Raw genomic sequence first — 24,620 nt, 5'->3', positions numbered from 1 at the left:
CCATCAGGCGATCTGCGCCCCCTTCTCCAGGAGAATCACGACCATCAGGTCGTTCTTGCTGTTGGCCGCCAGCGCCAGCGGCGTGAAGCCGCTGCCGTCCTTGGCGTTCACGTCGGCGCCGTGTGCGATGAGGATCTCCGCGACTCCGACCTGCATGTTGGCGGCCGCCGCGTGCAGCGGCGTGTTCTCCTTGGCGAACCGCGTGCTCTTCGAGCGCGCGTTGACGTCGGCGCCGCGCGCCAGCAGGAGGTTCGCCACGTCCCCGTGGCCGAAGAAGGAGGCGAGGTGGAGCGCGGTCCAGCCGTCATGGCTGTACGCGTTCACGAGGGCGGGCTCGTCCGAGAGACGTTCCACGACGCGCTCGACGAGCCCCAGGGCCGAGGCCTCGAACAGGCTCACGCCGGCCCCTTTCTCGATCAACAGGTTGAAGAGGTCCCGCCGCCCCATGTAGGCCGCCGTCATCAGGAGCGAGTCGCCGTTCTCGTTGCGGGCGTTGGCGAGGTCCGGGTGCTCGCCCAGCAGGCGCCTGAACGTCCCGGTGTCGCCGGTGACCAGGGCGCCGAAGATCTCGATCTCGGGTTGCATCGCGTCTCCCTCCAGGGGGGGCGCATTATAGCCCGGGTGGTAGACTCGTCACCGTGACCCGGACCAGGACCGGTTCTCCCGTATCGGACGCCGACCCGCGCGTCGCCGACATCCTGCGGCGCTGGGGGTACCTCGCCGCCGACCTGGACCCGCTCGGCCGGCTGGCGCCTTTCCATCATCCCGAGCTGGACGAGGCGCTGCGGCTGGCGGAGAGGGGCGGCGAGGCAAGGCACCTGCGATCGATCTACTGCGGACCGATCGGCGCCGATTTCATGCGTCTGCCGTATCCCGATCGCTGCCGCTTCATCGCCGAGCGGATGGAGGCGCCGCCCACCGCGGCGGACCGGAAGCGTCTGCTGCGGCGCCTGGCGGAGGCGGATCTCTTCGAGCGCTTCCTGCACGCCCGCTACGTCGGGACCAAGCGATACTCCCTGGAAGGAGCGGCGTCGCTCCTCCCCCTCCTGGACGCCGTCCTGGACGCCGCGGCCGAAGCGGGCGCCGTGATCGCGCTCATCGGTATGAGCCATCGCGGCCGGCTGAACGTGATGGCGAACCTCGTCGGCGTCCCCCCCTCGTGCCTGTTCGCGCAGTTCGAGGACATCGCTCCCGAGAGCGTCCAGGGAAGCGGCGACGTGCGCTATCACCTGGGGGCGACCGGGAGCTACCGCGGGACCGCGGGCCGGGACCTGGACGTCCACCTGGTGTCGAACGCCAGCCACCTGGAGGCGGTCGATCCGGTCGTGATGGGGCGCGCGCGGGCGCGGCAGGAGAGGCTGGCCGCGACCGGCCCCCGGAGCACCGTGGAGCCGCGCGCCGGTATCGTGCCGATCGTGCTGCACGGCGACGCCGCATTCGCGGGGCAGGGGATCGCGGCCGAGACCCTGAATCTGTCCGAGATTCCGGGGTTCACGGTCGGAGGGACGGTGCACGTCGTGATCAACAACCTGATCGGCTTCACGACCGAGCCGCGCTTCCTGCAGTCGACGCGCTTCGCGGCCGACGTGGCGCGCCGGCTGGACGCTCCGATCCTGCACGTCAACGGCTTCGACCCGGAGGCGGCGGCGCGGGCCGGCCGCCTGGCGCTCGAGTACCGCGCGAGGTTCCACACCGACGTGGTGGTCGACCTGATCGGCTTCCGCCGCTACGGTCACAGCGAGGTGGACGACCCGACCACGAGCCAGCCGCTCCTCTACAGGACGATCCAGGATCTTCCGATGCTCTGGCAGACGTACGCGGAGCGGATCGGCGCCTCACGGGACGAGACGGAGGGCCTGGAGCGCGAGATCAACACGCGGCTGCAGGCCGAGCTGGACCGGGGCCGGACCATGACCAAGGTCCCGCCGATGCGGACGCTGCCGAAGTACTGGGACGGCTACACGGGCGGGCGCTACGACGAGACGCTCGAGGTGGACACCGCCGTGCCGGCCGGCAGGCTCGAGGAGATCGCACGCCTCATCACCACGCTCCCCGCGGGCTTCCACGCGCACGCGAAGGTCGCCCGCGGTCTCGAGCAGCGTCTGGAGATGGGGCGCGGCCGCCGGCCGGTGGACTTCGGCATGGCCGAGGCGCTCGCCTTCGGCTCGCTCCTCGTCGAGGGGACGCCGGTCCGCCTGAGCGGCCAGGACAGCCGGCGCGGCACCTTCAACCAGAGACACGCGGTCCTGGTCGACACCGAGACCGGGGCCGAGCACTACCCGCTGGCGCACGTCGGGGAGGGACAGGCCCGCTTCGCGATCTACGACACACCGCTGTCGGAGGCCGCCCCTCTCGGGTTCGAGTACGGGTTCAGCCGCGACTCGCCCGAGACCCTCGTCCTGTGGGAGGCGCAGTTCGGGGACTTCGCCAACAACGCCCAGGTCATCATCGACCAGTTCCTGGCGGCGGGAGAGGACAAGTGGGGGCTCCTGTCCGGCCTCGTCCTCCTCCTGCCGCACGGCTACGAGGGACAGGGGGCGGAGCACTCGAGCGCCCGGCTGGAACGCTTCCTCCATCTCGCCGCCGAGGACAACATCCAGGTCTGCCAGCCGACGAGCGCGGCGCAGTATTTCCATCTGCTGCGCCGGCAGGCCCGACGACGCTGGCGCAAGCCGCTCGTGGTGCTCACCCCCAAGGGGATGCTGCGCGCCCCGGCGTCGTCGTCGCCGATCGCGGACTTCACGACAGGGCGGTTCCGCGCGGTGATCCCCGACGAGACGATCGTGGAGGCAGCCCGCGTCCTCCTGTGCTCCGGCAAGATCGCGCACGAGCTCAAAGCGGAGCGCGACAGGCGCCACGACACGCGCACCGGCATCGTGCGCCTCGAGCAGCTCTACCCGTTTCCGAGGGCGGCGATCGCCGCGCTGCTCGAGGCCTGCCCGGCCGCGACCGAGATCGTCTGGGTGCAGGAGGAGCCGCGCAACATGGGGGCGCTCGATTTCGTGCGCAAGCACCTGCAGGGTCTTCTCGGCGACCGCCACCTCGCCTCGGTCAGCCGCGCCGAGAGCGCCAGCCCCGCCACCGGCTCGGCGCGCGCGCACATGCTGGAGCAGCAGGCGGTCATCCAGTTCGCGCTGCAGCGCACGCCGTCGGCCCCCGGCGACTGAAGTCCCGCGTCAAAACCCAATCTTAAGACCGGCTTCGATGGTGCGTGGCGGGCCGGCCTGACCGATCGCCCGGCCGAAGTCGGGCGAGATCACCCGCCCCTCGATCGGCCCGCCGTTGAACCTCCCCAGAAGATTGAAGACCTGGATGTAGAGCGCGCCGGCGGCGTTGCGGTCGCCCCACGCGAACGGCCGGGTCAGGCGCAGATCGACCTGGGCGAGCCAGGGGGCGTCCGGGATCGAGGTCAGGAGCGGCAGAGGTGCGAGACCGACCTCCTGCCGCAGGATGTTGGCCTTCTGGCGCACCGTGTTGATCGGATCGAGCGGTGTCGAGCTGCCGGTGTTGCGGCGGACGCCCGGAGGTCTGTCGCTCGTAACGCCGTCCTGGTTCTCGTCCCGGCCGGTCGTGACGTTGAAGGGAGTGGGGGAGGCGATCTGGATCGTCCCCGAGGCGCGCAGGCCGAGCCACGGCAGGGGAGCCTCCCCCACGAACACGAAGCGGTGGCGCCGGTCCGAGTCGCTCAGCCCCCGCTCGGCCGTGATGTTGCTCGAATCGGGGGGCAGGGAGATGCCCCCCTTCAGCGGATCCGGCCCGAGGTCCTCGGCGCGCGACAGAGTGTAGCCGGCGGAGTACCAGACGTTCTCACCGCGGTGCTGGTAGGAGAGGCTCAGGCCGCTGTACCACGATCGCCCCTCCGTGACGATGGCGGCGATCGATCCGACCGTGCCGTCGGGATGCACGGGAGCGAGCCCCGGGGGCTGAGGAATCGGCGGGTTGAGGTCGCGCAGCAGCGCCAGGTGGTAGCCGAGCACGCGCGTGGCGTCCACCTCGACGGCCCCGCGCTCACCGGCGCGCCACTCGGCCCCCAGGTTGTATTGCGCGGTGTACGGCGTGTCGAGCCTCGTGCCGGTGGAGAAGCGCAGGATGAGCTCGGGAGGGAAGACGAGCCCCGCCTTGATGGCGTCGATGCCGACCTGCTCGACCAGGTTCTCGGTGATCTCGAGCGCCGTCCCCTGGGGGAAGAGCAGGCCGATCTGGGTGCCGGAGGTGATCGCCGCCACCGAAGGGAAGCCCAGGACCAGCTTGTCGTAGAAGATCCCGGCGCCGCCGCGGATCACCATCGGACCGTCGGTCTTCGGCGTGATCGCGAAACCCAGGCGCGGCGCGATGTTGTCGGCGTCGGGGTGGGCGCCGCCGTTCTCGAAGATCGACGGCACCGAGGTGTCCGCGGGCAGGCGGAAGGTGCTCAGGTCGTAGCGCAGACCGTAGTCGAGGACCAGGTGGTTCCCGGCCCGCCACGAGTCCTGCGCGAACAGCCCGTAACGGGTGTCGTTCAGGACGGCGGACGGCTCCCCTTCGATGAGCTGGAAGAACTCCGGGTACGTGCGGATCAGCCCGGGCTCGTCGATCACACCGTCCCCGTCGTCGTCCACGCCCGGGTTGCCATCGCAGGGGATGGGGTTGTCGCCGTACGTCGCGACGTCGGATGCGTTCAGGTCGCCGCAATCCCCCGGCTCGAACGGCGCGTCGGTCTCGTAGAGGAAGTTGCCGTTCGGATTGAAGCGCGTCCGGATGCGCGTGCGCGAGCGGATGACATCGACGCCGAGCTTCAGGGAGTGCGGACCCCGGGTCCAGGTGACGTCGTCGACGAGCTGGACGCGGTCCTCGTCCCGCAGCTGTCGATTGAGATTGTTGCCCCCGAAGCTTCCCGACGGCCGGTCGACGCCCGGACGGCTGGAGTTCGCGAACTGATCGAACCCGGAGGTGCCGACGATCAGGCGGGCCTCGTTGAGCAGCGCCGGCGTCAGGACGGTGTTCAGGGAGGCGGCGAGCTGCACGTCCCGCTCGTCCAGCTGGAAGCCGGTCTCCGGAGTGCTGGTCCCTCCAACGTTCATGTCGCTGGTGGACCGCCTGTCCCCGGAGAGGCGCATCATCAGGGTCTGCGCGCCGGGAAGGTTGAAATCGGTCCGCAGGAAGAAATTGTCGTCACGGTTGGGGGCCGTGACGAATCCGCCCGCGACACCGTTGCGGTCCACACCGGTGAACGGCACGATGGTGTCCTCTCCCAGGTGCTCGTAGGCCACGAAATAGAACGCCTTGTCGCGTCGCAGCGGGCCGCCGAGACTGAACCCGGTCTGCAGGCGCGACGGCGTGTCGTCGATGGCGCCCGCGCCCGGCAGCGACGAGACGAATTCCCCCGCGGCGTTCACGTGGCGGCTCACCCCCTGCACGAAGGCGGTCCCCTGCGGGTCGTTCGTCCCCTGCTGGGTGATGATGTTGATGATGCCGCCCGAGGCGCGCCCGAACTCCGGCATGAACTGGTGCTTCAGGACCACCGCCTCCTTGATCACCTGCTGCGAAAAGAAAGCGTTCAGGGAGGTGCCGGAGGTCAAGTCGTTGTTGTCGAACCCGTCGACCAGGAAGGAGTTGGCCCGCGCCGACTGGCCGTTCAGCACCATGACCGCGGAACGCTCGCCGAAGAACCCGCCCGGGGGCGACGGCAGGACCGCGGGATCGATGAGCGCCAGGTCGGTGAAGCTCCGGCCGTTCAGGGGGAGGTCGTCGATCTGCTTCGACTGAAGGCGCAGCTCTTCATCGGTCCTGGCCGGGTCGACGAGCGGTGTGTCGGCGCGGACCGTGACGCTTTCGGTGAGCGATGAGCCGACCTCGAAATCGAGCGTCAGCACCTGCTGCAGGTGCAGCGCGATATTCCTCGGCTCGCTGGCGAGAGCATCGCCGAGGTGCGCCACGACCGTCCAGTCGCCGGGGGCGAGGAGCTCGATGCGGTAGCGCCCGTCGGGGCCGCAGGGGACCGCCCGCTCGATCCCGGTCGCGACGGAGCGCGCCACGACCACGGCCCCCGGCGCCGGCAGGCCGTCGCGCGTGCGCACGGCCCCGGTGATCGAGGCGCTCGTCGATTGCGCGCGTGCCGAGGAGGTTGCGACCAGCAGCAGGACGGCGAGCGCTATCGGCGGGAGGCCGGACGGTCGCCGGGCGGGTCTCACCGTCCGTAGGCGCCCCACGGGCCGGTGCCGCCGGTGCCGCGCGCCACGACCAGGAAGTAGCCGAACGGCGCGCTCCCCGTGAAACAGGTCCCGGTGCCGGTGTCGGCCAGGACGGAGAAATTGCCGGCGGCCGTGGGGGATGGAGCGGAGAGGATTTCATACCCCTGGAGGCAGGGGTCGGACACCGGATTCCAGCAGAACGTGATCGCGCCGCCCGTCGCCGTCTGGAGCGTGAGGTTCGTGACCTCGGTCGTCGGGATGCAGGTCCCGCCGGACGTGGTCGCCTGCACCTCGATCGGGTAGACGAACGCCGGGTCGCCGGACACCTGCGTCGGGTAGAGCAGACTCTCGTACGTCGTCGTCACGCCGGTCGAGGGGTCCCGGTAGGCGGACAGCGACGTCACCGTGACGTAGTACGTGGTGCCGGCGGAGAGCCCCGAGATGGTCGCGGTGGTGCCGGCCAGGGCGATCTGCCCGGGGTTCCGCGTCGAGTCGAAGGCGTACGGGCCTCCCGAGCCGGAGGTGGTCCCCCAGTACACCTTGTAGCCGCTGATCCGGTGGGTGTCGCGCCCCGGGTCCCATGTGATCGAAGCGGTCGTGTCGGTCGTGCCGTTCACGGTCATGCTCAGCGGGGGAAAGAGACCGAAGATGAAGTCGGTCCCCGCCACGCTGGTGAAGGAGGTGCCGTCGGCGGCGTTCTGCACCGAGGTGAGGCGGGCCACCGTGCCGATCACCGGCACTTGCCACAGGTAGACGAACGTGCGCACTTCGTCCGCCTTGAGGAACGACGCGCAGCTCGAGCCGATGTAGACGCAGAAGTCGGCGACCGTCTTCACGAGGAGCGCGTTGAACGTGTGACCCGAGGGGAGCGTGACCACGCCCCCCTTGAGCACCTGCCCGGACTGCGTGCCGGTGTGCGTGCCGACCGTGCCGGTGCATCCTTTTGTCCAGAGCTTCGGGACGATGCCGCCGACGCCGCACACCGCGTTGAAGATGTTCTGCTCGCAGTTGAACGGGCCGCCGACCCAGGCCGCGTCTCCCGGCTGCATGAACCAGCCGAGGGGATCCTGGTCGGGAAAACGCCAGATCGGCACCGGCGTGCGGGCGACACCGTCGTCGTTGACGTAGCAGAATCGACTCTCGCCGTTCGGCGCGGCGGCGTTCGACCCCTCGAACTGCGAGCCGCCGCGCAGCCAGACCGTCACGTCGGAGGCCCGCGTCTCGCGCTCGGTCACCGCGTTGGTCTTGCTGAGAGTGCCGCCGTTCGGGGTGAGGTCCTCGCGGCTCAGGATCCGGTTCGGAAAGAGGCCGCCGGGGTTGTAGCCGCACTGGGTGGAGTTGCAGGTCTCGGCCGCCGTCACCGGCACGCCGGTCGAGACGTCCTCCCCCGCGCCCGAGGTGTTGGCCGAGAAATCCCACGCGTTGGCCGCGATCAGGTCCCCCATGGTCGCGTACCCCTGCGGCGTCATCGAGGCGATCGTCGTGCCCGCCCCCTTGTCCCAGCCGTAGGAGATGCCGCTGAACGCCGGCGTGTCGAGCTGCTCCACGTAGATCTTCAGCGTCGCGGCGCCGGCCAGGACCCGCTCGACGACCACCGCCTCGGTGATCGCGCCCCCGCCGGAGGCGGCCGTCGAACGGACGATCTCCGCCATGACACCGGCGCGCGGATCGATGAAGCGGTGCATCACCCTCTCGGGGACCGGACCACGGCCACCGCCGGCGTAGCGCGACAGGAGCGCCCGCTGCAGGACGACCTCGCGCGGACCTGAGGGGAGATCGAGCCAGCCGATCCCGACGATGGCCACTTCGGCGCGCACGCTCTCCTGGCGCCCGTCCCGCTCCTCGCTGAACTCGAGCACGCTCCGCGAACCGGGGCGGAGCAGCTCGGGGAAATGATCGGGGAAGAGCCAGCGGCGCGCGGCCGCGGCCCCCTCGACGGCCTCACGGTCATCTTTATAGGCGACCCTGGAGAGCTCCGAGCCCGCCGACGCATCCTGAAGGATGATCCCGTCGGCCGTCTCGGAGAACGACCGGACGAACGTCCTCGCGAGCGGGACCGTTTTCAGGTCCCAACGGCTCCTCCCCTCGGGCGACATGAGGTCTCCGGGAAGGCGCGCGGAGAGATCGACCACCCCCAGCCTGACCTGGCGCGTCGGGGGGGGTGTGGCCGCATCGGCGGCGAAGGCCGCACCGGCCAGGTTCACGGCCGCGAAGGCCCAGAGCAACGATTTGGTTGTCCGCATGCGTACCTCTTTACCTCAGACCGGCCGTGTCACGCAAGGGACTCAACGGTCGCCGAGCCCCCTCTCGGCCTCGGCCACCCAGTCCGGGGCGTCCCTGTCCCCCCGATCCGTCATCTCCCGGGCGAGAGCCAGCGCGCGCCCATACGCCGCGCGGCTCCCCTGCGCGTCGCCCGTGGCCCGGAGCGCCTCGGCGAGGGCCAGCTGGTTCGGCGGATGGCCGGGGCGCCGCGCGACGGCCGCGCGCGCATGTTCCAGGCCGACTTCCGGATCGCCCGGCCCGGCCGGCCATCCCGGGGCGCGAAGATACAGAAGAGCCAGCGCCCGGTCCGGCCCGGCCTCGTCGATTTCGGGGGCGTTCCGCAGGGCCTTCTCGAACGCCCGTTCGATCTCCGGCAGGGCGGACAGGCCGGTCGACGGTCTCTCGCGCGCCTGCACGCCGAGGGCGGCGGCAAGCCAGTAGTCGCAGGCCGGATCCGCCGGCCTCCTCCGGGTGCACCACTGCGCCGCCTCGACCGCGGCGGCGGCCGCCCGCCCGCGGGGGCCGGGGTCGCTCTCGTGATCGGTCAGCCAGACATCGGCGCGCACCGCCCCTAGAAGCGCCGCGATCGGCGCGTCATCGGCCGCGGCGGCGCGCAGGTAAAGCCCCGCCGCGGTGCCCGCCTTCTCGACGTCGCGCTCGGCGAACAGCGCCTCGGCCCGTGACAGGAGCTCCGCCGCTTCCGCGAGGTCGGCGGCAGGAGCGCCGCCGGCCAGCTCGACGATCGGCCGCGGCTCCCGCAGTGCGGCGGCACATCCCGTGGCGAGGAGTCCCAGCAGGATCGCCGCCGCGGGAGTCCGGCGTTCCTCGATCACCGGCCGGTCTTGCCCGCCGGAGTGCCCGCCGGGGCGGCGGGCCTCCCCGCCGCAGCGAACAGGCGCCGGGCGGCGTCGAGCGACATCGTGTCGACCGGCTCGAAGCGGGTCATCCGCATCGTCTTCAGGATCTCGGCGCGCGCGGGATCGGTGTGCAGCTTCTCCAGTCCACGGACCATCCTCTCGGACCGCCGCGGCTGAAGCCGGCCGCCGACGGTGCACAGGAGAGTCCGCGGCATCAGAGCGGAGCGCGCCACGATCTCGAGGTCCTCCGCGAACGGCAGGGTCGCGAGCGCCCGGGTCTGCGCGTCGTCGAGGACCACGGCGATCAAAGCACCCGACGCCGCGCGCCGCAGCGCCGACAGGACGTTGGCGGTGGAGGTGACGCGGGCGGTCGGGGGGAGCGGTCCAAACTCTCCCAGGACCGGGCCGCGGATGAACTCCGGCGAGTAGCCGGCCACCCCGGTGATCTCGAAGCCGTCGAGCGCGGCCGAAGATGGTACCCTGCCCCGGCGGGCCGCCAGGCTCCAGACGGCGAGAGCGCCCGAGTCCTCCGCGACCTGGAGCCTCGCCTGGAGCCCCATCTCTTTCTCGTGCTGAAGAAAGAAGGGGAGCGACACGAGAGCGAGCGCCGCGTCGTTTCTGGCCAGGCGCCGCAGCCCCCCCTCGGCCGTCTCGAAGTAGACGGCATGCAGGCTGCCGGCAGGCCACTCGGCGGCGTCGGAGGCGGCTTTCGCGAACAGGTCCATCGTGGGCTGCGCCGAGGCGGTATCGCCGGGGTAGCCGGGGGCGCAGACGACGAGCTCCTTCGACGCATCCGAGCCGGTCGCGGCGGAAGGGGGCGGGGCCGGCGCGAGGAGGAGGATGAGCGGGATGACGGGCATCCGCGGCACGGTGGAGATCTCCGCTTGAGCCGAAGAGGATACTCCAGAACGGGGAGCCTTCTCGCGAGCCTCGTGATCGTGGCGGCTGCGGCGGCTCCGGCGCCCGGCGCTCCCGAGGGGAGGCCGAGTGCCGGAGCGACTGCACCCCTGCTCCGCATCGAGGTCGGCGACTGTGTCCTGGAGGCGCCTGCCTCGGAGCGGGGCAGGCTCGAGGGGCTGGCGCGCGACGCCCGCACGCTCCTGCCGCGGGTCGAGCAGGAGCTGGGAGTGCGCGCGGCGGCGCCCTATCGGATCACGCTGATCCCCGTCGGCCCCGCGATGGACCCGGCCGTGCGCGCCGTCGATGCGCAGGCGCCGCCGTGGGCGGCCGGCTTCATCGTTCCGGCGGCGCGCGCCGGCGCGATCCGGGTGGCGGAGGCGGACCGCTATCCGTACGCCGATCTCTCGTCGGTCCTGGCCCACGAGGCGACGCACATGCTTCTGTACGATGCCGCGGGACCAGGTCTGCCGCGCTGGTTCGGCGAGGGGGTCGCGACCGGCATCGAGCGCTCCTGGGGGATGCGCGACGTGCTGGTGTACTCGTCGTCGGTCCTGACCGGTCGCCTGCCCCCCCTGGCCGAGCTCGACGCCGCCTTCGACGCCTCGGACGACAGGGCCCGCGCGGCCTACGCCGCCTCGTTCGATTTTCTCCTGTGGACAGTGAAAACCTACGGCCAGTCGGTCGTGCGCGACATCGTGCGCGAGGCCAGGGTCCGCCCGTTCCCCGAGGCCTGGCAGGCGGCGACCGGCGTGCCGCTCGACCGATCGGAGACCGACTGGCGGCGCGGCAGCCTCCTGCTCTACCGCTGGGTCCCCGCCCTGACCGGGACGACGGCGCTGTGGACCGGGATCACGCTTCTCGCCCTCCTCGCCGGCGCCCGGCGCCGGGCACGCACGCGCCGCATCCTCGAGGCGTGGCAGGCCGAGGAGGAGCCGGCGCCGCCGGAGGAGACCGTCCACTGATGTCCCGGCCGAAGCGCGGCAACCGTCTCTTCGAGGTCCGCCCCTCGCCGATCCAGGGGCTGGGGGGATTCGCGGCACGCCTCATACCGCGCGGCACGCGCGTCGTCGAGTACACGGGGGAGAGGATCACGCACGCCGAGGCCGACGCGCGCTACGACGACGCCGGTATGCGGCGTCATCACACCTTCCTGTTCACCGTCGACCGGGACACCGTCATCGACGCGGCGGCCGGCGGCGGCCCCGCCCGCTACCTCAACCACGCGTGCGAGCCGAACTGCGCCCCGGTCATCGAGGCCGGCCGCGTGTTCATCACGGCGCTCCGGGACATCCCGGCCGGTGTGGAGCTGACCTACGACTACGCGTACGCGCGCGAAGGGGGCTCGGACGAGGATCACCCCGAACGCTACGCCTGCCGCTGCGGCGCCGCGCGCTGCCGCGGCACGCTCCTGTCACAGCGACTCAGGCGCCCGCGAGCCGCCGGGCCTCCTCCCGCAGGGCGGTGACCGCGTCGCGCACGCGATCGGCGTGGGTGCGGAAGCTCAGGACGCAGATGCGCAGGACGTAGCGCCCGCCGATGGTGCTGCTCGACAGGAACACGCGGCGCCGGGAGTTGACCCGGCGCAGGACCTCGGCGCCGAAGAGGTCCGGGTCGCCGGCGGGCGGGCGGGCCCTGAAGGCGACGATCGAGAGCTGGGGCTCGTCCAGCATCTCGAACAGCGGATCGTCCTTCAGCGCGTCGTGGGCCAGGATCGCCAGGTCCAGCTTCTCCTGGATCTGATCGCGGAACGCCTGCACGCCGTGCAGCATGATCGGCAGCCACAGGCGCAGTCCGCGGAAGTCGCGCGACAGCTCGGGGGAGAGGTCGGTGAAGTTGGGCGCCCCCGGGTCCGCGCTCACGTCCTGCAGGTAGCCGGCCTCCATCCGGTGCGCCCGCCGCAGCGTCTCCGGGTCGCGCACCAGGAGGCAGCCGGTCCCGTACGGCAGGAACAGCCCCTTGTGAGGGTCGAGGGTGATCGAGTCGCAGCGCTCGATCCCTCTCATGCGCGCCGCCCCCTCGGGGACTAGGCGGAAGAAGCCGCCGTACGCCGCGTCGGCGTGCGTCCACAAGCCGTGATGGCGCGCGATGTCGAGAATCTCCGGCAGCGGATCGATGGCGCCGGTGTTGGTCGTCCCGACGTTGGCGACGACGAAGAACGGCCGGCGTCCCGCGGCGCGGTCCTCCTCGATGGCGGCCTCCAGACGGTCCGGCCGCAGCCGGAAACGCCCGTCCACCGGGATGCGCCGGACGTTCCGATCGGGAAAGCCGGCGATGCGGGCCGCCTTGAGGACCGACAGGTGCGTCTCGTCCGACAGGTAGATCGTCCCGCCGAGGAAGTCCTCCGGCAGCCTCGCCGCGCGCGCCGTCACCAGGGCCACGAGGTTGGACAGGGAGCCGCCGGACGTCAGGATCCCTCCGGACGCCGGCGGGTATCCCATGAGCCCTGCGAGCCAGGAGATCGTCTGCGCCTCGATGCGCGCCAGGGCGGGGGCCGCCGCCGCGACCCCCACGAAGCGGTTCACGGACGTGGCGACGAAGTCCGCGATCGCCGCCGACGGGATGCCGCCCCCCGGGATGAACGCCAGGTATCCAGGGCCGGCGGTCGTGAACGACTTCAGGACGGCCGGCCCGAGCCTCGCGAGGATCGCCTCGATGGGGCGACCCTGGTCGGGGGCCGGCTCGTCGAAGGTCGAGGCGAGCTCGGCCGCGCCATCGACGTCGAACGACGGCTGCTCCGGCAGCGAGTCGATGTGCGCGACCACGTAGGCGGCGCAGGCGTCGATGAGACGGCGCAGATCGCCCGACACCGGCTCGAGGGGCCACCTTGGCTTCCTGGGGTCGCGCATGGGGCGCGATCATACAGGAGGGGGGCGGGCCCGGGAGCGGGTCTCACGGGACCGCAATCAAAGGGATCCCTGGACCACATTCTGAAGTATGATCCGCGCTCGGGGTCATAACCGCTCGTGTCCTGTGGAGGCACTATGAAGAAACTGGCCGCTGTGGTTTGCGCAGTATTCGTCGCCGCCCTCGTCCTTGGGGTGGTTTCGCCGGCCCTCGCCGCCGGCAAGACACACCAGGTGAAGGCGACCGTCGTGTCCATCGACATGGAAGGGAAGACCATCACCATCAAGGACGAGAAGGGGGAACAGAAGACCGCCCCGGTGATGGACAAGGCCGTCGATGAGCTCAAGAACTTCAAGGCCGGCGACAAGGTCACGCTGACCTGCCATGACAACGAGAAGGGCGAGCACGAAGGTGTGACGGACATCAAGAAGGGCTAACCCCCTTTTTGGTCGAAGCCTGACCGGAATAGCGGGCGCGGCGTGCCGGGTGACCGGTCCCGCGCCCGAAGTTTTTCCGGCGGTCGCCGGCGGCCCCGGGAGGGTGGTATTCTCTCCGCATGAAACTCCGCACCCAGCTGATCCTGGCGTTCCTGCTCCTGGCCGTGGTGCCGCTGGGGGCCATCACGCTGTACTCCTACCAAACCTCCGCGCGCGCGTTGCGGCGGACGGTCGAAGCGGAATCGTCCCGCATGGCGGGCGAGATCAACAACCGCATGGGCGTCGTCACGGCCAACCTGAGCCGGCGGATCGACATGCTCGAATCGCTCCCCTTCCCCGAGACGCGCGGCGGGTCGAAGGCGGAGGTCGAGGAGCCCGACGCGATGCTCGTCGGCCGGCTGGTGGCGGCGCTCGGCGAGACGGCGAACTTCATCGACTCCTTCGAGTTCACCCCGAGCCCAGGCCCCCCGGAGCCGCCGGACGGCGGGCACGCGACCGGCTCTCATGCGCCCCTCCCCTCACGACCGGGGACGCCCGCGGACCGGCAGTCGATCGTCGTCCCCCTGCCGCGCATCGTCGGCGAGCTCGCGAAGGACCCGAAGCTGCAGCCGGTGATCAAGATGGCCGCGTCGTTTCTGACGGCCGAGGAGGCCGGGAAGATCAAGAAGGAGCTGGACGACAACCTGGGCCAGGGTGGCCAGGATATCTTGAAGATCGTGAAGGACAGGATAAGGACCGAGGTCGAGGCGCGGCGGGCCGCGGCGGAGAAGGAGAGGCCGCCGGAACCCCGGGCGGCCCTGGCTCTCAAGCAGGAGTTCGGCTGTCCGCTGATACGCAACGGCCAGACGGTCGGGCACCTGAAGGCAAAGGTGAGCGCCGACCGCCTCCTGCGCGAGATTCTGTCGCAGACCAAGCGCGAGCAGGGGGAGATCCCGTTCGCCCTCGACGGCTCCGGAAACCTGTTCACCCCGAACCAGGCGGATTTGCCGACGCTGCGCGGCCTCGAGGAGGCGGCGGCCTCGGGGCAGGCGAACGCCGTCGGGAAGGGAGGGGTGCGCGAGGAGCCGGCCGCGAGCCGGAGTGACGGGAAGTTCCGCATCGGCGTCTCGCCGGATGAGAACTGGGTGGTGGTGACGCGCGAGGACCCGGTGACCGGCCTGGTGTTCGGTATCGCCCGCCCGGTCGGCGCGGCGCTCGGCGAGATACGCAGCGCCTCGGCCCGCAACCTGGGGGCCGGCCTGGGCCTGGCGGCGCTGGCGCTCTTCGGCATCGTGCCGATCTCGCGCCGCATGACGCACAACCTCTCCGACCTGACGCGCGCCGCCGGCGAGCTGGCGGCGGGACGTCTCGACACGCAGGTGCCGGTCCGCTCGCGCGACGAGCTGGGGCAGCTCGCCCAGGCGTTCAACAGGATGGCGCGCGACCTGCAAGCGAACCAGGAGCGCCTGGTGGAGCAGGAGCGGCTGCGCAAGGAGCTGGAGCTCTGCCGCAGGATCCAGAACGAGCTGCTCCCGAAGAAGCCGATGCTCTACCCGTTCGCGGAGCTGCAGGGTCTGTCGATCCCGGCCCACGAGCTGGGGGGGGACTTCTTCAACTACTTCGATCTTCCGGGCGGGGAAGTGGCGCTGCTCATGGGGGACGTGTCCGGCAAGGGGGTGCCGGCGGCGCTCCTGATGGCGAACCTGCAGGCGACGATCAAGGCGCGCATCCCGCTCGAGACCGATCTCGCGACGTTCGCCCGGCAGCTCGACCGCGACGTGGAGACGTCAACTCCGCCCGAGGTCTATCTCACCCTGTTCCTGGGGGTCCTCGATCCGGCGCGGCGCGCGCTCAGGTACGTCAACGCCGGCCACGAGAGCCCGTTCGTGCTGCGGCGGGACGGCCGGCTCGAGCGGCTCGACCCGACCGGACGCCCGATCGGCCTGATGTCGGGGGGCGCCTACGCCGAGAAGACCATCTCCCTCGAGCCGGGCGACCGGCTGTTCCTTTACACCGACGGTCTGGTCGATGCGGAGGATGATGCCGGCGGCGTGTTCGGCCCGGCGCGTCTCGAGACGCTGCTGTCGGAGGCCGGCTCCAGGGGGCCTGCCGATCTCCTGGCGCGGGTCGAGCGCGCCTACCAGGATCACCGGGGCAAGAAGGACGCCGCCGACGACGCGACGCTCCTGGTCCTGAGGGTGGGGGACTGGACGGCGACGCGGTCCGAAATGCGCTCCGAGACGGTCGTGCCGCCGCCGATCGTGCGCGACGCCTCTCCCTTCGCCACCCTCTAGCCCGGAACGCGGTAGACGTTGACGGTCCCCGAGACCGTCGCGCCGACCCCCATCAGCTTCGGGTTCGTCACGGTCATGGTGGCGGGCTCCAGCACGCGGCAGTTGAACCGCTGGGACGATTTCTCCGGCTGGTTCTCGCAGGCGGTCCCGCTCCAGCCGACCGTCACCCCCTGCTTCAGCCTCTCGTCGACCTTCAACTCGATCGTGATCAGGTAGTACGCCGGCTGCAGCGCGAACGCCTTGCTCGCGCCGTCACGCAGCGTCAGCGCTTCGGAGACGATCTTCTCGACGACCTCGACCGGCGTGACGGTCGTGACCCCGCCGGCGGTGGCCTGCAGGTGCGCCTTGCCGACGGCGACCCCCTTGACCATGTCCCCGTCCACCGTGACGATCGAGGGGTCCGAGGACGTCACCTGGACGGCGACCTCCTCGAGCGGCGCGCTCCCCTCGCCGAGCGCGCGCGCGTGCAGGGCCACGGGCGCCGCTCCCAGGACGACCTGCACGTCCGGCGGCATGCCGATCTCCACGGGAATCCGGCACTTCACATCGACGCGCTGGTTCACGGCCCCGGCCGAGACGGTGAGCGTCGCGTCCCCCGTCTTCGCACAGCGCAGGTTGCCGGCGTCCGAGACCTCCAGGACGTCGGCCGGACCGCCGGTCCAGGCCAGCGCGACACCCGCGATCGCCTCCCCCTTGGCGTTGACGGCGGCGGCGGGAAGCGTGAAGTAGCTCGTGTTCGTGACGGGCTGCGAGGCGTCGATGTTGATCTTCGCCGGCTTCTTGTCCGCGCAGCCGGCGAGCCCGAGCATGAGCGACAGGACGAGCGCTGTGAGCGTGAGGGTTCGCATGCGCAGCTCCTTTCGAGGACGACCGACGCGTCGGGACGATAAGAAGATTCGCCGGTCCTGTCAAGACAACAGCGTCTTGTGCGCCCGGATCAGGAGTGTCTTGATCGGCAGGTCGTAGGCGCAGGCCTGCTCGCAGAAGCCGGCGCAGTGGGCGCAGTGGGCGGCGCGCTCGGAGGCGACGAGCCGGGCGTACGACTCGACGGCGCGGTTCTCCTGCTTGTAGTCGTTGTAATACATCGAGAAGCGCAGGATGTCGGCGATGCGGACGTTCTCGGGGCAGGCGGGCAGGCAGGCGCCCGAGAAGCGGCAGACCTGGGTCGAAAAGGTCTCGGCGTACTCTTGCAGGATATCGAGGTCGGCCTTCTCCAGCGGCCGGCCGGAAGCGGGCGTGTACTCGTCCACCTGGCGCGTGCTGTTGATCGAGATGATCAGGTTCGAGACGTTCGGGTTCGACAGGACCCACTTGAGGGCCGCCTGCTTGAAGGTCGTGTAGCGATCGCGGAACTTGTCGAGGTCGGCCCCCTTGGCGCCGGCGAGCGTCTTCATCGCGATGACGCCGACCCCCTTCGCGCGCGCCTTCTCGATCAGCGCGTTCTGCTCCGGGTAATCGAGGAACGAATAGCGGCACAGGAGGACGTCGAACTTCCCCGAGTCGACGGCGTAGTGCATCACGTCCATCAGGTCGGGGTCGTGGCCGCTGGCCCCGAGGTAGCGGACCTTGCCGGCCTTCCTGGCCTCTTCGAACGCCTCGAACATCTCGGGGTTCTTCAGCCGCTCCACGCCTGTGCCGTCGGAGTTCCTGCCGACCTCGTGGTTCAGCACGACGTCGACGTGGTCGGTCTGCAGACGCCGCAGGCTGTCGTCGAGAATGTCCAGGAAGACCCGCTTCGTGGCCGGCTTGCCGACGTGGTGCGGGCACCACTTGGTCGTGAGGACGACGTCCTTGCGCCGTCCCTTGAGCGCGGTCCCGATGATCTCTTCGCTGCGGCCGCCGCGGTAGCAGTGCGCCGTGTCGATGTAGTTGATGCCGTGGTCCAGGGCGTACGGGACGATCGCGGGATCGTCGATCGGGTAGCCGCCGAATCCGATCTCGGAGACGCTGAGGCCGGTCCGTCCGAGGGTGCGATGACGCATCGCGCCGGCCGATCCGGTCGCGGCGCCGGAGACCGGGACCGCCGCCGTGCCGAGGGCGGTCGCGGCGACGGCGCCCGTGGCCAGGGTCGCCTGCTTCAGGAAGGCGCGCCGGCTGAGATCGCGGCGGGCGCGGCGCTTCACGGTGCTTCGGGATCGGGCCATCTTCTCCTCTTGAGAAGCACGACGAGGAGGATCACGAAGAACGCCAGGACGTAGACCTTGTTAGTGAACCACAGGAGGCGCCAGAAAGAAAGGTCGGGGGCGCGAAGGTAGGCGACGAACTTGACGGTCACGATGAGGATCTCGAGCGCCGAGACCGCGACCCCGAAGGCCCAGGCCCGGCGATACCGGCGCCACAGCATCCACGCCAGGACGAGGTGCGCCACCCACCAGAAGTCCCACATGATCGGCACGCCGGGAGGCTCGCGGCCGGCGGCGCGCTCCGAGACGAAATAGAGGACCGGCGCCAGGTACTTGATGACCAGGGTCCAGGTGACCATCACGACCAGGCCGAAGACGGCGCAGGTGACCCAGCAGGGGGGGCGGGGCGCGGCGGCCGGGACGCCGTCCCCGGTCACGAGCGCGTCCCCGCGGCCGGCCGGGCCGGGACGGCGGATGCCGCCGCGGCCTCTCCGGCGCGCGACGCCCGGTGGGTCCCGGCGGCGACCAGCGCGGCCGAGAGGACCGCGGCGGCCGCGCGCACGACATAGAACATCGGCTCGCTCGTGGTGTAGTTCGCGGCGGGGAACTGGACGCTGTACCAGTCGTTGAGGACGAACGTGTCGAGATAGGCGAACAGTCCGCGGTAGATCCCCGCCGCAGGGAGCCCCGCCCCGGAGGCGAAGATGAGCCCGCAGGAGATCTCGCGGCAGGCGACCACCACGAAGGCCGCGGCGACGTAGGCCGGGTCCGGGACCATCAGACCGGGGAGGATCGCGGGGGCCGCGAGTGCTATACCCAGGGCGCACGAGATCAGAAGGGCGATCGGCCGCCCGGTGTAGCGCGCCCAGGAGACGAACAGCGTCCGCCTGAGCGCCCACTCCCACCCGAAGACACCGACGACAAGGCAGAGCGGCAGCCCCCACAGCACGGTGCGCGCCGGGTGACCGCTGTACCCCTGGTCGCCGTACGTGAACGTGACCCACCCGAGCAGGTGGCCTGCGCCGAGGAACGAGAAATCGGCGACGAGGGCGGCGAAGCACCAGGGAAGTAGGCGCCGCATCGTCCGCGGGGCGCCCGGGAAGAGAAGACCGCGCGCCCCCCGCAGCGAGAGGAGAGCGGCGAGGAGGGCGGCGGCGATCGGCACGCCCCACGTCACGAGGAGACGGTACATCAGAGGTCCGCCCAGGCGTCCCGGCGAGCCGGGCAGGAGCAGCGCGAGCGGCAGCGCCGCCAGCAGGAGCGTGAGCGCGACGGTTTTTTTCACCCGGGGCGACCCCTCGTTTTGTCGAGCGACATCCGGCGACGTGAGGCGCCGCGCCGGGAGCATTTGAGCATAGGATAGACGCGACGGCGAGCACAACATGGGCGGGCCCGGGACACTCCGGGCTCCTGTGCCTTGGGAGGCGTCATGACCAAGCGCGACGAGGACGCCGCGATCGCCGGACGGGCGCGCGGCGCGCCGCCGCCCGGAGCGGCGGGGCCGCGGCCGCTGACCGGGCGCAGTGTCCCTCCGATGTTCCTGCAGACTCTGCCCCGCATCCTGATCGTCAGGACCGGCTCGACGGCCGTCGAGGTGCAGCGCACCCACGGCGACTACGATCGCTGGTTCAGGGATGCCCTGGCGAAGCACGATCTGGCGTTCGATCTGTGCGACGCGACGCGGGGGCCGATCCCGGACCTGACGTCGCACGTCGGTGTCGTCGTCACCGGGTCTGTGAAGTCGGTCCTCAGGCCCGAGCCGTGGATGGACGGGCTCGCCGCCTTCCTGCGCGGGGCGGACCAGATCGGCGTGCCGGTCCTGGCGGTCTGCTTCGGCTGTCAGGCGCTGGCCCGGGCGCGCGGCGGGAGCGTGGTGAGGAGCCCGGCCGGGTGGGAGATCGGGAGGGTCGAGGTGACGCCGACCACGGAGGCGCGGCTCGACCCGCTGTTCGAGGGACTGCCGTCTCCTCTCCCGGTCCTGGCGACGCACGAGGACCGCGTGGAGTCTCTCCCGCCGGGCGGCGTCCTGCTGGCCGGCAACGACAGCGCGCCGATCCAGGCGTTCCGCGTCGGTGAAAGCGTGTGGGGGGTGCAGTTCAATCCCGAGGCCACGCCGGGGATCCTGCGCGACTTGATCCTGCTGCGCCGGCGGATCCTCGAAGAGGACGCGCGGGCGCACGGCCTGCCGGCGGAGGGGCACGTCGAGCGCCTCCTCGATCGCCTGGAGCGTTTCGAGCCGGGCCCGGCGCGCCTGATGCTCGACAACTTCGTGCGTCTCTGCCTGCGCGATCGCGAGCCCGGCCGCACGATGTGACGGAGGGGAGCATGGAACGACGACTGACGAGGGACACGCGGAACGCCGTCCTGGGCGGAGTCGCCGCCGGATTCGCGAAGTATTTCGACGTGGACCCGGTCCTGGCGCGCATCGTGTTCATCGCGCTCACGGCGCTGAGCGGGGCCGGTCTCGTGGCCTATGTCGTCGGCTGGATCGTCATGCCGCGCGACGATCGGGGCGAGGGTGCGGCGGCGCATCCGGGCGCATCGACCGGAACGCCTGCGGTCGACAGGATGGTCGACTCGGTGCGCCAGGCGGGGGACCGGCTCGCCGACGAGTTCCAGCGTCTGCCCCGGAGAGGGGGGCGGAGCCGCGCCGTCGCCGGGGGGATCCTGATCGTGCTCGGCGCGCTGTTCCTCCTGGATCGGCTGTCGTGGCTGCACTGGCCGCAATGGGCGCGGCTGGCGAACCTGTGGCCGGTCATCCTGATCGCCGTCGGCGCCTTCCTGATCCTCGAGGCGGCGCGCGGCCGTGCCGGAAAGAGACCGTGAACGACGACGGCAACCGCTGGGTCCGCCTGTCGCGCGGCTTCTACCTGCTCGGCATCGGCACCTTCCTCCTGCTCACGACGCAGAGCCTGCTGCCGGCGATGTTCTGGGCCGACGCCGCGGCGTACTGGCCGATGCTCCTGGTCGCCATCGGCATCCGGCTGGTGTTCGAGCGCAGCCCCTTCCCCTGGCTGGTCCTCCTGGGGCCGGTCCTGGTCCTCGGGACGCTGATGTACGTGGCGCTTCACTCCGGCGACGCCGAAACGGAGGGGGACTGGACGGTGCTCCGGCTCGAGCGACCGGCCGACGCGTCCGCCTGGACGCTCGAGGGGCGGCTGGCGCTCGCCGGCTTCGATGTCGAGTCGAAGCGTCTGCCGCGCAACCTGCTCGCGGAGGGGCGCGCGACCGAGGCCGGCCGGCATTCCGTGCGGGTCGAGACCGCGGCGGGCGGCCGCGTGCGGGTGACAAACTCCGTGTGGAAGAACGCGTTCATCGTCCTGCCCGGGCGCCGGCGCGCGCGCTGCGAGCTCGGTGTCGCGGCCGGCCTGCCGGTCGCGCTCGACCTCGACCTGGCGTTCACGGCGACGCGGTTGAATCTCCCCGCGACCCCGGTGTCGCGCCTCGCGATCGACGGTGCGTTCAACGACCTGGGGCTGCGCCTCGGAGCGCCCGCCTCGGACGTCCGTCTCGATCTCGATGGGGCGTTCAACCAGGTCGAGATCGAGGTCCCTGCCGGAACGCCGGTCCGGGTGACGACCGACGGAGTCTTCAACGTCGTCGACCGGGGGGGCGCCGCAGGTGGCGCCGCCGGGGGCGCGGACGGCGTGCCGGGGTACCGCCTGGCCCTGGACGGAGTGTTCAATCGCGTCCTGGTCCGGACGCGTTGAGCGACGGGCCTCTGCGAGGCGCCCGAAAAGTAATGCTGGACATTCCCCCCCATTGCCCCTATGATCACCCTGCAACTGAACCACGAGCAGGCAGTCTTCGCACACCGAAGTCGACCCGCTCAGGAGCGGGTTCCAGCCTAGAACGCTAGAGCCGAAACAGTTCCCTCAAGGTTCACATGCAAAGTATTGCCGCGGCCAGGTGGCCGTGGTCATCAACCGCCGTGCGCCACGGGCGCCGGCGAAAGGAGAGTCACTATCGTGTCATTCACTGAACTTGGACTGGCAGAGGAGATTGCGCGCTCGGTGCGCGAAGAGGGGTATGAGACGCCCACGCCGATTCAGGCGGGCGCCATCCCCGCCATCCTGGCCGGCCGCGACCTCATCGGCTGCGCCCAGACCGGCACCGGCAAGACCGCCGCATTCACCCTGCCGATCCTCAATCGCCTGCGCGCCGGAGCACGCGGCCGCCTGCGGGCGCTGATCCTGACCCCGACGCGCGAGCTGGCGCTGCAAGTCACCGAGGCGCTGCGGGTCTATGGCCGCCACGTGCGGCTCGATTCCGCGGTCGTGCACGGCGGCGTCGGCCTGCAGCCGCAGGAATCGAAGCTGCGCCGCGGCGTCGACATCCTGGTGGCGACACCGGGGCGGCTTCTCGATCACATCCAGCGCCGCAACGTCGATTTCCGAAGTCTCGAGGTGCTGGTCCTGGACGAGGCGGACCGCATGCTCGACATGGGGTTCATCAAGGACGTGCGCCGCATCATCGGCGTTCTTCCCAGGGTCCGCCAGACGCTGCTGTTCTCGGCGACCATGCCCGACGCGATCCGCCGCCTTGCGCAGGAGATCCAGCGCGACCCGGTGCACGTCGAGGTGGCGCCGCGCCGCTCGGCTCCGGCCCATGGCGTGCGGCAGACGCTGCTGCCGGTCACGAGCGGCCGCAAGCGCGACCTGATGGCGCACCTGCTCGAGACCGAGGCGCGCGGCCTGACGCTGGTGTTCACGCGCACCAAGCACGGCGCCGATAAGCTGGCCCGTCATCTCGAAGGACGCGGTCACGCCGTCGCGCTCCTGCACGGCAACCGCAGCCAGTCCCAGCGGACGCGGGCGCTCGACGCGTTCCGCGGCAAACGGGCCCGTGTGATGGTCGCCACCGACATCGCCGGCCGCGGCATCGACGTCGACGGCATCGACCACGTGGTCAACTACGATCTGCCGAACGTTCCCGAGGACTACGTCCACCGCATCGGGCGCACGGCACGCGCCGGGGCGACCGGCGACGCTCTGTCGCTGGTCTCTCCGGAAGATCACCCGCACGTGCGCGGGATCGAGGCGCTCATCGGCCAGACCCTGGAGCGCAGGGTCGTGCCGGGATTCGCCGACGGGGGAACGGCGCAGCGGCCGGGGCCCCGGTTGGCGCCGCAGTCGCCGGCACGGATTCCGCAGCGGCCGCAGATGCCGCGTCCCGGGCAGCCGCGGCCGTGGCGCCCAGACAGTCAGGCGCACCGCACCGCGCCCAGCCAGCCGGTCGCCGAGGCAGCGCCGCCGGCCCGCCGGACCAGCCAGATCTGGAGAGGACGGGGCGCCCGGCGCCTGGCCTGAGCGCTCGTCCGTCCACGCGAGGTGACATTTCCAGTCGATCCTGCGCGCCCGGAGCCTGCCCGGGCCTCGCGCAGGCAAGGCTAACCGGTTGATGCCCATGGATTTTCCCAGCCGCGCTTGCAATGCTCGCGGCGTGGCATCACGTTTGCTGTTCACGAAGCCCGTGCAGTCGTGAAGGGAGGTCCAAATGAAGCATCGATCATTATTGATTTCCGGACTGATCCTGGGGCTGGCCCTCTGCGCAGCCCCGATCCCGGCGCACGCCGGGGCGTCGTTCGACTTCCTGTTCAGCATGGATCGCGTCAGCAACGACCGGCAGATGTTCCTGAACGTGGCGGTCAGCAATTACGGGTATGACCGCGTCGCCCTCGAGCCGGTCCTGCCCAGACTGCAGTACGTCGACGTCGACCTGCCGGTCGTCCTGTTCCTGGCCCACGAGTGCGGCCGGCCGCCGGGCTACATCGTCGATCTGCGCGCCCGCGGGATGTCCTGGTCGATCATCTTCGACAGAGTGGGCGTGCGTCCGGACGTCCTGTTCTACGGGATCGATCGCGATCCCGGTCCCCCGTACGGTCACGCCTATGGGTACTGGAGAAGGAATCCGCGCGGCGTGCGCCTGAGCGACAACGACATCGTCGGTCTCGTCAATGTGCAGGTCGGGGCGCGCACGGCGCGAATGGCTCCCTACGAAGTCTGCCGCGCCCGCGGCCGCGGCACGCCGGTCGAGGTCTTCGTCGCCGAGAAGAGGGGCCGTCCGTACCGTGGCGGTCGCGGTCGCGATGACGGACGTCGCGGCGGCTACGACGATCGCGGCGGCAGGAAAGGGTCGAAGGATCACGGGCACGGCCATGGCCACGACCACGACAACGATCAGGGCGATCACGGTCACGACCACGATCACGACTGAGGCCGGTCGCCTCGCCGCGGCCGCCGGCTCCCGCGAGGCCGCCTAATCCGCGAACTTCTGGTGCTGCGGCAGGCCGTCGTGGATCTCGATCCAGGGGACCTTGCTGCGAAGGAAGATGTGGTATTCGGGCTTCCGATCAAGAGGCGTGTCGAGAGTCCCGGTCGCGACGTAGATATTGTCCGGCTCGGCCGCCACGGTGCCGGTGAGGGTCGAGCCGCAGTGACGGCAGAACGTGCGGCGCGTGCCTGATTCGGTCGTGTGACTGCCGACCTCGCTCTCCCCCTTGAGGAAACTGAAGCGCGCGCCGGCGACGCCGATGTAGGTGGCGAACGCGGCGCCGTGTGTCTTGCGGCAATCGGTGCAATGGCAGTGGCTGAACGTGCCGTACGGCCCCTGCATCCGGTACGTCACGCGCCCGCAGCAGCACGAACCCTCGTGGACCTCCTCCGTCCTGGACATCGTCCCCCTCCGGAGATGTGAGCGAGAAGGACGATAGCACACGCCAGCGGCCAATTGACAATTCCCTCGGGTGGGGCCT

Annotated in this window: 21 protein-coding genes; 10 read left to right on the top strand and 11 right to left on the bottom strand. The window is 70.7% G+C overall.

Annotated elements, in window-relative coordinates:
• Positions 1 to 3 precede the first annotated feature (3 nt).
• Complete coding sequence (locus VEW47_04685; protein ID HYS04470.1) at positions 4 to 585, bottom strand: ankyrin repeat domain-containing protein; 582 nt, start codon at positions 583 to 585, stop codon at positions 4 to 6.
• A 53-nt stretch (positions 586 to 638) separates the two neighbouring features.
• Here VEW47_04685 and VEW47_04680 point away from each other — a divergent pair, with 53 nt between their 5' ends.
• Positions 639 to 3,167: a 2-oxoglutarate dehydrogenase E1 component gene (locus tag VEW47_04680; protein HYS04469.1), complete on the top strand. Its 2,529-nt coding sequence runs from the start codon at positions 639 to 641 to the stop codon at positions 3,165 to 3,167.
• Positions 3,168 to 3,176: 9 nt separating this feature from the next.
• On the opposite strand, the gene VEW47_04675 is transcribed toward VEW47_04680, so the two are convergent.
• The 4 genes from VEW47_04675 to VEW47_04660 are packed head-to-tail and all read right to left on the bottom strand — an operon-like array spanning position 3,177 to position 10,158.
• Positions 3,177 to 6,170, bottom strand: a complete 2,994-nt coding sequence (locus VEW47_04675; GenBank protein ID HYS04468.1) for a carboxypeptidase regulatory-like domain-containing protein — start codon at positions 6,168 to 6,170, stop codon at positions 3,177 to 3,179.
• On the bottom strand, positions 6,167 to 8,413 hold the full coding sequence (locus tag VEW47_04670; GenBank protein HYS04467.1) for a fibronectin type III domain-containing protein: 2,247 nt from the start codon (positions 8,411 to 8,413) through the stop codon (positions 6,167 to 6,169). Before VEW47_04670 ends, VEW47_04675 begins: the two co-directional genes overlap by 4 nt.
• A gap of 42 nt (positions 8,414 to 8,455) precedes the next feature.
• Positions 8,456 to 9,265: a hypothetical protein gene (locus tag VEW47_04665; protein HYS04466.1), complete on the bottom strand. Its 810-nt coding sequence runs from the start codon at positions 9,263 to 9,265 to the stop codon at positions 8,456 to 8,458.
• Positions 9,262 to 10,158, bottom strand: a complete 897-nt coding sequence (locus VEW47_04660) for a hypothetical protein (protein HYS04465.1) — start codon at positions 10,156 to 10,158, stop codon at positions 9,262 to 9,264. Before VEW47_04660 ends, VEW47_04665 begins: the two co-directional genes overlap by 4 nt.
• 15 nt (positions 10,159 to 10,173) lie before the next feature.
• Between VEW47_04660 and VEW47_04655 the strand changes: the two genes are divergently transcribed.
• Positions 10,174 to 11,151 (top strand): hypothetical protein, encoded by a 978-nt coding sequence (locus VEW47_04655; GenBank protein HYS04464.1) that lies wholly within the window; start codon positions 10,174 to 10,176, stop codon positions 11,149 to 11,151.
• Positions 11,151 to 11,654 carry an SET domain-containing protein-lysine N-methyltransferase gene (locus tag VEW47_04650; protein HYS04463.1) on the top strand — a complete coding sequence of 168 codons (504 nt, stop codon included), beginning with the start codon at positions 11,151 to 11,153 and terminating at the stop codon, positions 11,652 to 11,654. The genes VEW47_04655 and VEW47_04650 overlap by 1 nt, the downstream gene beginning before the upstream one ends.
• On the opposite strand, the gene VEW47_04645 is transcribed toward VEW47_04650, so the two are convergent.
• Complete coding sequence (locus VEW47_04645; protein ID HYS04462.1) at positions 11,611 to 13,035, bottom strand: aminotransferase class V-fold PLP-dependent enzyme; 1,425 nt, start codon at positions 13,033 to 13,035, stop codon at positions 11,611 to 11,613. The two genes, VEW47_04650 and VEW47_04645, sit on opposite strands and share 44 nt — an antisense overlap.
• A 135-nt stretch (positions 13,036 to 13,170) precedes the next feature.
• On the opposite strand from VEW47_04645, the gene VEW47_04640 reads away from it, so the two are divergent.
• Positions 13,171 to 13,470, top strand: a complete 300-nt coding sequence (locus VEW47_04640; protein ID HYS04461.1) for a hypothetical protein — start codon at positions 13,171 to 13,173, stop codon at positions 13,468 to 13,470.
• Positions 13,471 to 13,589: 119 nt separating this feature from the next.
• Positions 13,590 to 15,743 (top strand): SpoIIE family protein phosphatase, encoded by a 2,154-nt coding sequence (locus VEW47_04635; protein ID HYS04460.1) that lies wholly within the window; start codon positions 13,590 to 13,592, stop codon positions 15,741 to 15,743.
• On the opposite strand, the gene VEW47_04630 is transcribed toward VEW47_04635, so the two are convergent.
• Genes VEW47_04630 through VEW47_04615 form a run of 4 tightly spaced genes read right to left on the bottom strand, consistent with a single transcriptional unit; the run spans position 15,740 to position 19,151 of the window.
• A complete protein-coding gene (locus VEW47_04630) occupies positions 15,740 to 16,591 on the bottom strand; it encodes a hypothetical protein (protein HYS04459.1) in 852 nt (283 codons plus the stop codon). The two genes, VEW47_04635 and VEW47_04630, sit on opposite strands and share 4 nt — an antisense overlap.
• 60 nt (positions 16,592 to 16,651) lie before the next feature.
• Complete coding sequence (locus VEW47_04625; protein HYS04458.1) at positions 16,652 to 17,887, bottom strand: aldo/keto reductase; 1,236 nt, start codon at positions 17,885 to 17,887, stop codon at positions 16,652 to 16,654.
• The gene (locus VEW47_04620) at positions 17,863 to 18,303 is read right to left on the bottom strand and encodes a hypothetical protein (protein HYS04457.1); all 441 of its coding nucleotides are present in this window, start codon (positions 18,301 to 18,303) and stop codon (positions 17,863 to 17,865) included. Before VEW47_04620 ends, VEW47_04625 begins: the two co-directional genes overlap by 25 nt.
• Positions 18,300 to 19,151, bottom strand: a complete 852-nt coding sequence (locus tag VEW47_04615; protein HYS04456.1) for a hypothetical protein — start codon at positions 19,149 to 19,151, stop codon at positions 18,300 to 18,302. The genes VEW47_04620 and VEW47_04615 overlap by 4 nt, the downstream gene beginning before the upstream one ends.
• Before the next feature lie 144 nt (positions 19,152 to 19,295).
• On the opposite strand from VEW47_04615, the gene VEW47_04610 reads away from it, so the two are divergent.
• The 5 genes from VEW47_04610 (at position 19,296) to VEW47_04590 (ending at position 24,082) form a co-directional block, all read left to right on the top strand.
• Positions 19,296 to 20,180, top strand: coding sequence for a GMP synthase (locus tag VEW47_04610; protein HYS04455.1), 885 nt, complete (start codon positions 19,296 to 19,298; stop codon positions 20,178 to 20,180).
• Between the two features lie 11 nt (positions 20,181 to 20,191).
• Positions 20,192 to 20,692 carry a PspC domain-containing protein gene (locus VEW47_04605; GenBank protein ID HYS04454.1) on the top strand — a complete coding sequence of 167 codons (501 nt, stop codon included), beginning with the start codon at positions 20,192 to 20,194 and terminating at the stop codon, positions 20,690 to 20,692.
• The gene (locus VEW47_04600) at positions 20,689 to 21,576 is read left to right on the top strand and encodes a hypothetical protein (GenBank protein HYS04453.1); all 888 of its coding nucleotides are present in this window, start codon (positions 20,689 to 20,691) and stop codon (positions 21,574 to 21,576) included. The genes VEW47_04605 and VEW47_04600 overlap by 4 nt, the downstream gene beginning before the upstream one ends.
• A gap of 258 nt (positions 21,577 to 21,834) precedes the next feature.
• On the top strand, positions 21,835 to 23,175 hold the full coding sequence (locus VEW47_04595) for a DEAD/DEAH box helicase (protein HYS04452.1): 1,341 nt from the start codon (positions 21,835 to 21,837) through the stop codon (positions 23,173 to 23,175).
• A 187-nt stretch (positions 23,176 to 23,362) separates the two neighbouring features.
• Positions 23,363 to 24,082 carry a hypothetical protein gene (locus VEW47_04590; GenBank protein HYS04451.1) on the top strand — a complete coding sequence of 240 codons (720 nt, stop codon included), beginning with the start codon at positions 23,363 to 23,365 and terminating at the stop codon, positions 24,080 to 24,082.
• Positions 24,083 to 24,124: 42 nt separating this feature from the next.
• On the opposite strand, the gene VEW47_04585 is transcribed toward VEW47_04590, so the two are convergent.
• Positions 24,125 to 24,541 (bottom strand): GFA family protein, encoded by a 417-nt coding sequence (locus VEW47_04585; protein HYS04450.1) that lies wholly within the window; start codon positions 24,539 to 24,541, stop codon positions 24,125 to 24,127.
• Positions 24,542 to 24,620 lie beyond the last annotated feature (79 nt).

The sequence above is a fragment of the Candidatus Dormiibacterota bacterium genome (assembly GCA_035635555.1).
Classification (GTDB): Bacteria; Acidobacteriota; Polarisedimenticolia; order Gp22-AA2; family Gp22-AA2; genus Gp22-AA3.
This window is presented reverse-complemented; position numbering and strand designations above follow the sequence as displayed.

Excerpts from the sequence above, each read along its gene's own strand:
- VEW47_04670 (HYS04467.1), bottom strand. The coding sequence starts at position 8,413 with ATGCGGACAACCAAATCGTTGCTCTGGGCCTTCGCGGCCGTGAACCTG.
- VEW47_04590 (HYS04451.1), top strand. The coding sequence starts at position 23,363 with ATGAAGCATCGATCATTATTGATTTCCGGACTGATCCTGGGGCTGGCC.
- VEW47_04610 (HYS04455.1), top strand. The coding sequence starts at position 19,296 with ATGACCAAGCGCGACGAGGACGCCGCGATCGCCGGACGGGCGCGCGGC.
- VEW47_04635 (HYS04460.1), top strand. The coding sequence starts at position 13,590 with ATGAAACTCCGCACCCAGCTGATCCTGGCGTTCCTGCTCCTGGCCGTG.
- VEW47_04605 (HYS04454.1), top strand. The coding sequence starts at position 20,192 with ATGGAACGACGACTGACGAGGGACACGCGGAACGCCGTCCTGGGCGGA.
- VEW47_04685 (HYS04470.1), bottom strand. The coding sequence starts at position 585 with ATGCAACCCGAGATCGAGATCTTCGGCGCCCTGGTCACCGGCGACACC.
- VEW47_04650 (HYS04463.1), top strand. The coding sequence starts at position 11,151 with ATGTCCCGGCCGAAGCGCGGCAACCGTCTCTTCGAGGTCCGCCCCTCG.
- VEW47_04585 (HYS04450.1), bottom strand. The coding sequence starts at position 24,541 with ATGTCCAGGACGGAGGAGGTCCACGAGGGTTCGTGCTGCTGCGGGCGC.
- VEW47_04640 (HYS04461.1), top strand. The coding sequence starts at position 13,171 with ATGAAGAAACTGGCCGCTGTGGTTTGCGCAGTATTCGTCGCCGCCCTC.
- VEW47_04645 (HYS04462.1), bottom strand. The coding sequence starts at position 13,035 with ATGCGCGACCCCAGGAAGCCAAGGTGGCCCCTCGAGCCGGTGTCGGGC.
- VEW47_04625 (HYS04458.1), bottom strand. The coding sequence starts at position 17,887 with ATGGCCCGATCCCGAAGCACCGTGAAGCGCCGCGCCCGCCGCGATCTC.
- VEW47_04630 (HYS04459.1), bottom strand. The coding sequence starts at position 16,591 with ATGCGAACCCTCACGCTCACAGCGCTCGTCCTGTCGCTCATGCTCGGG.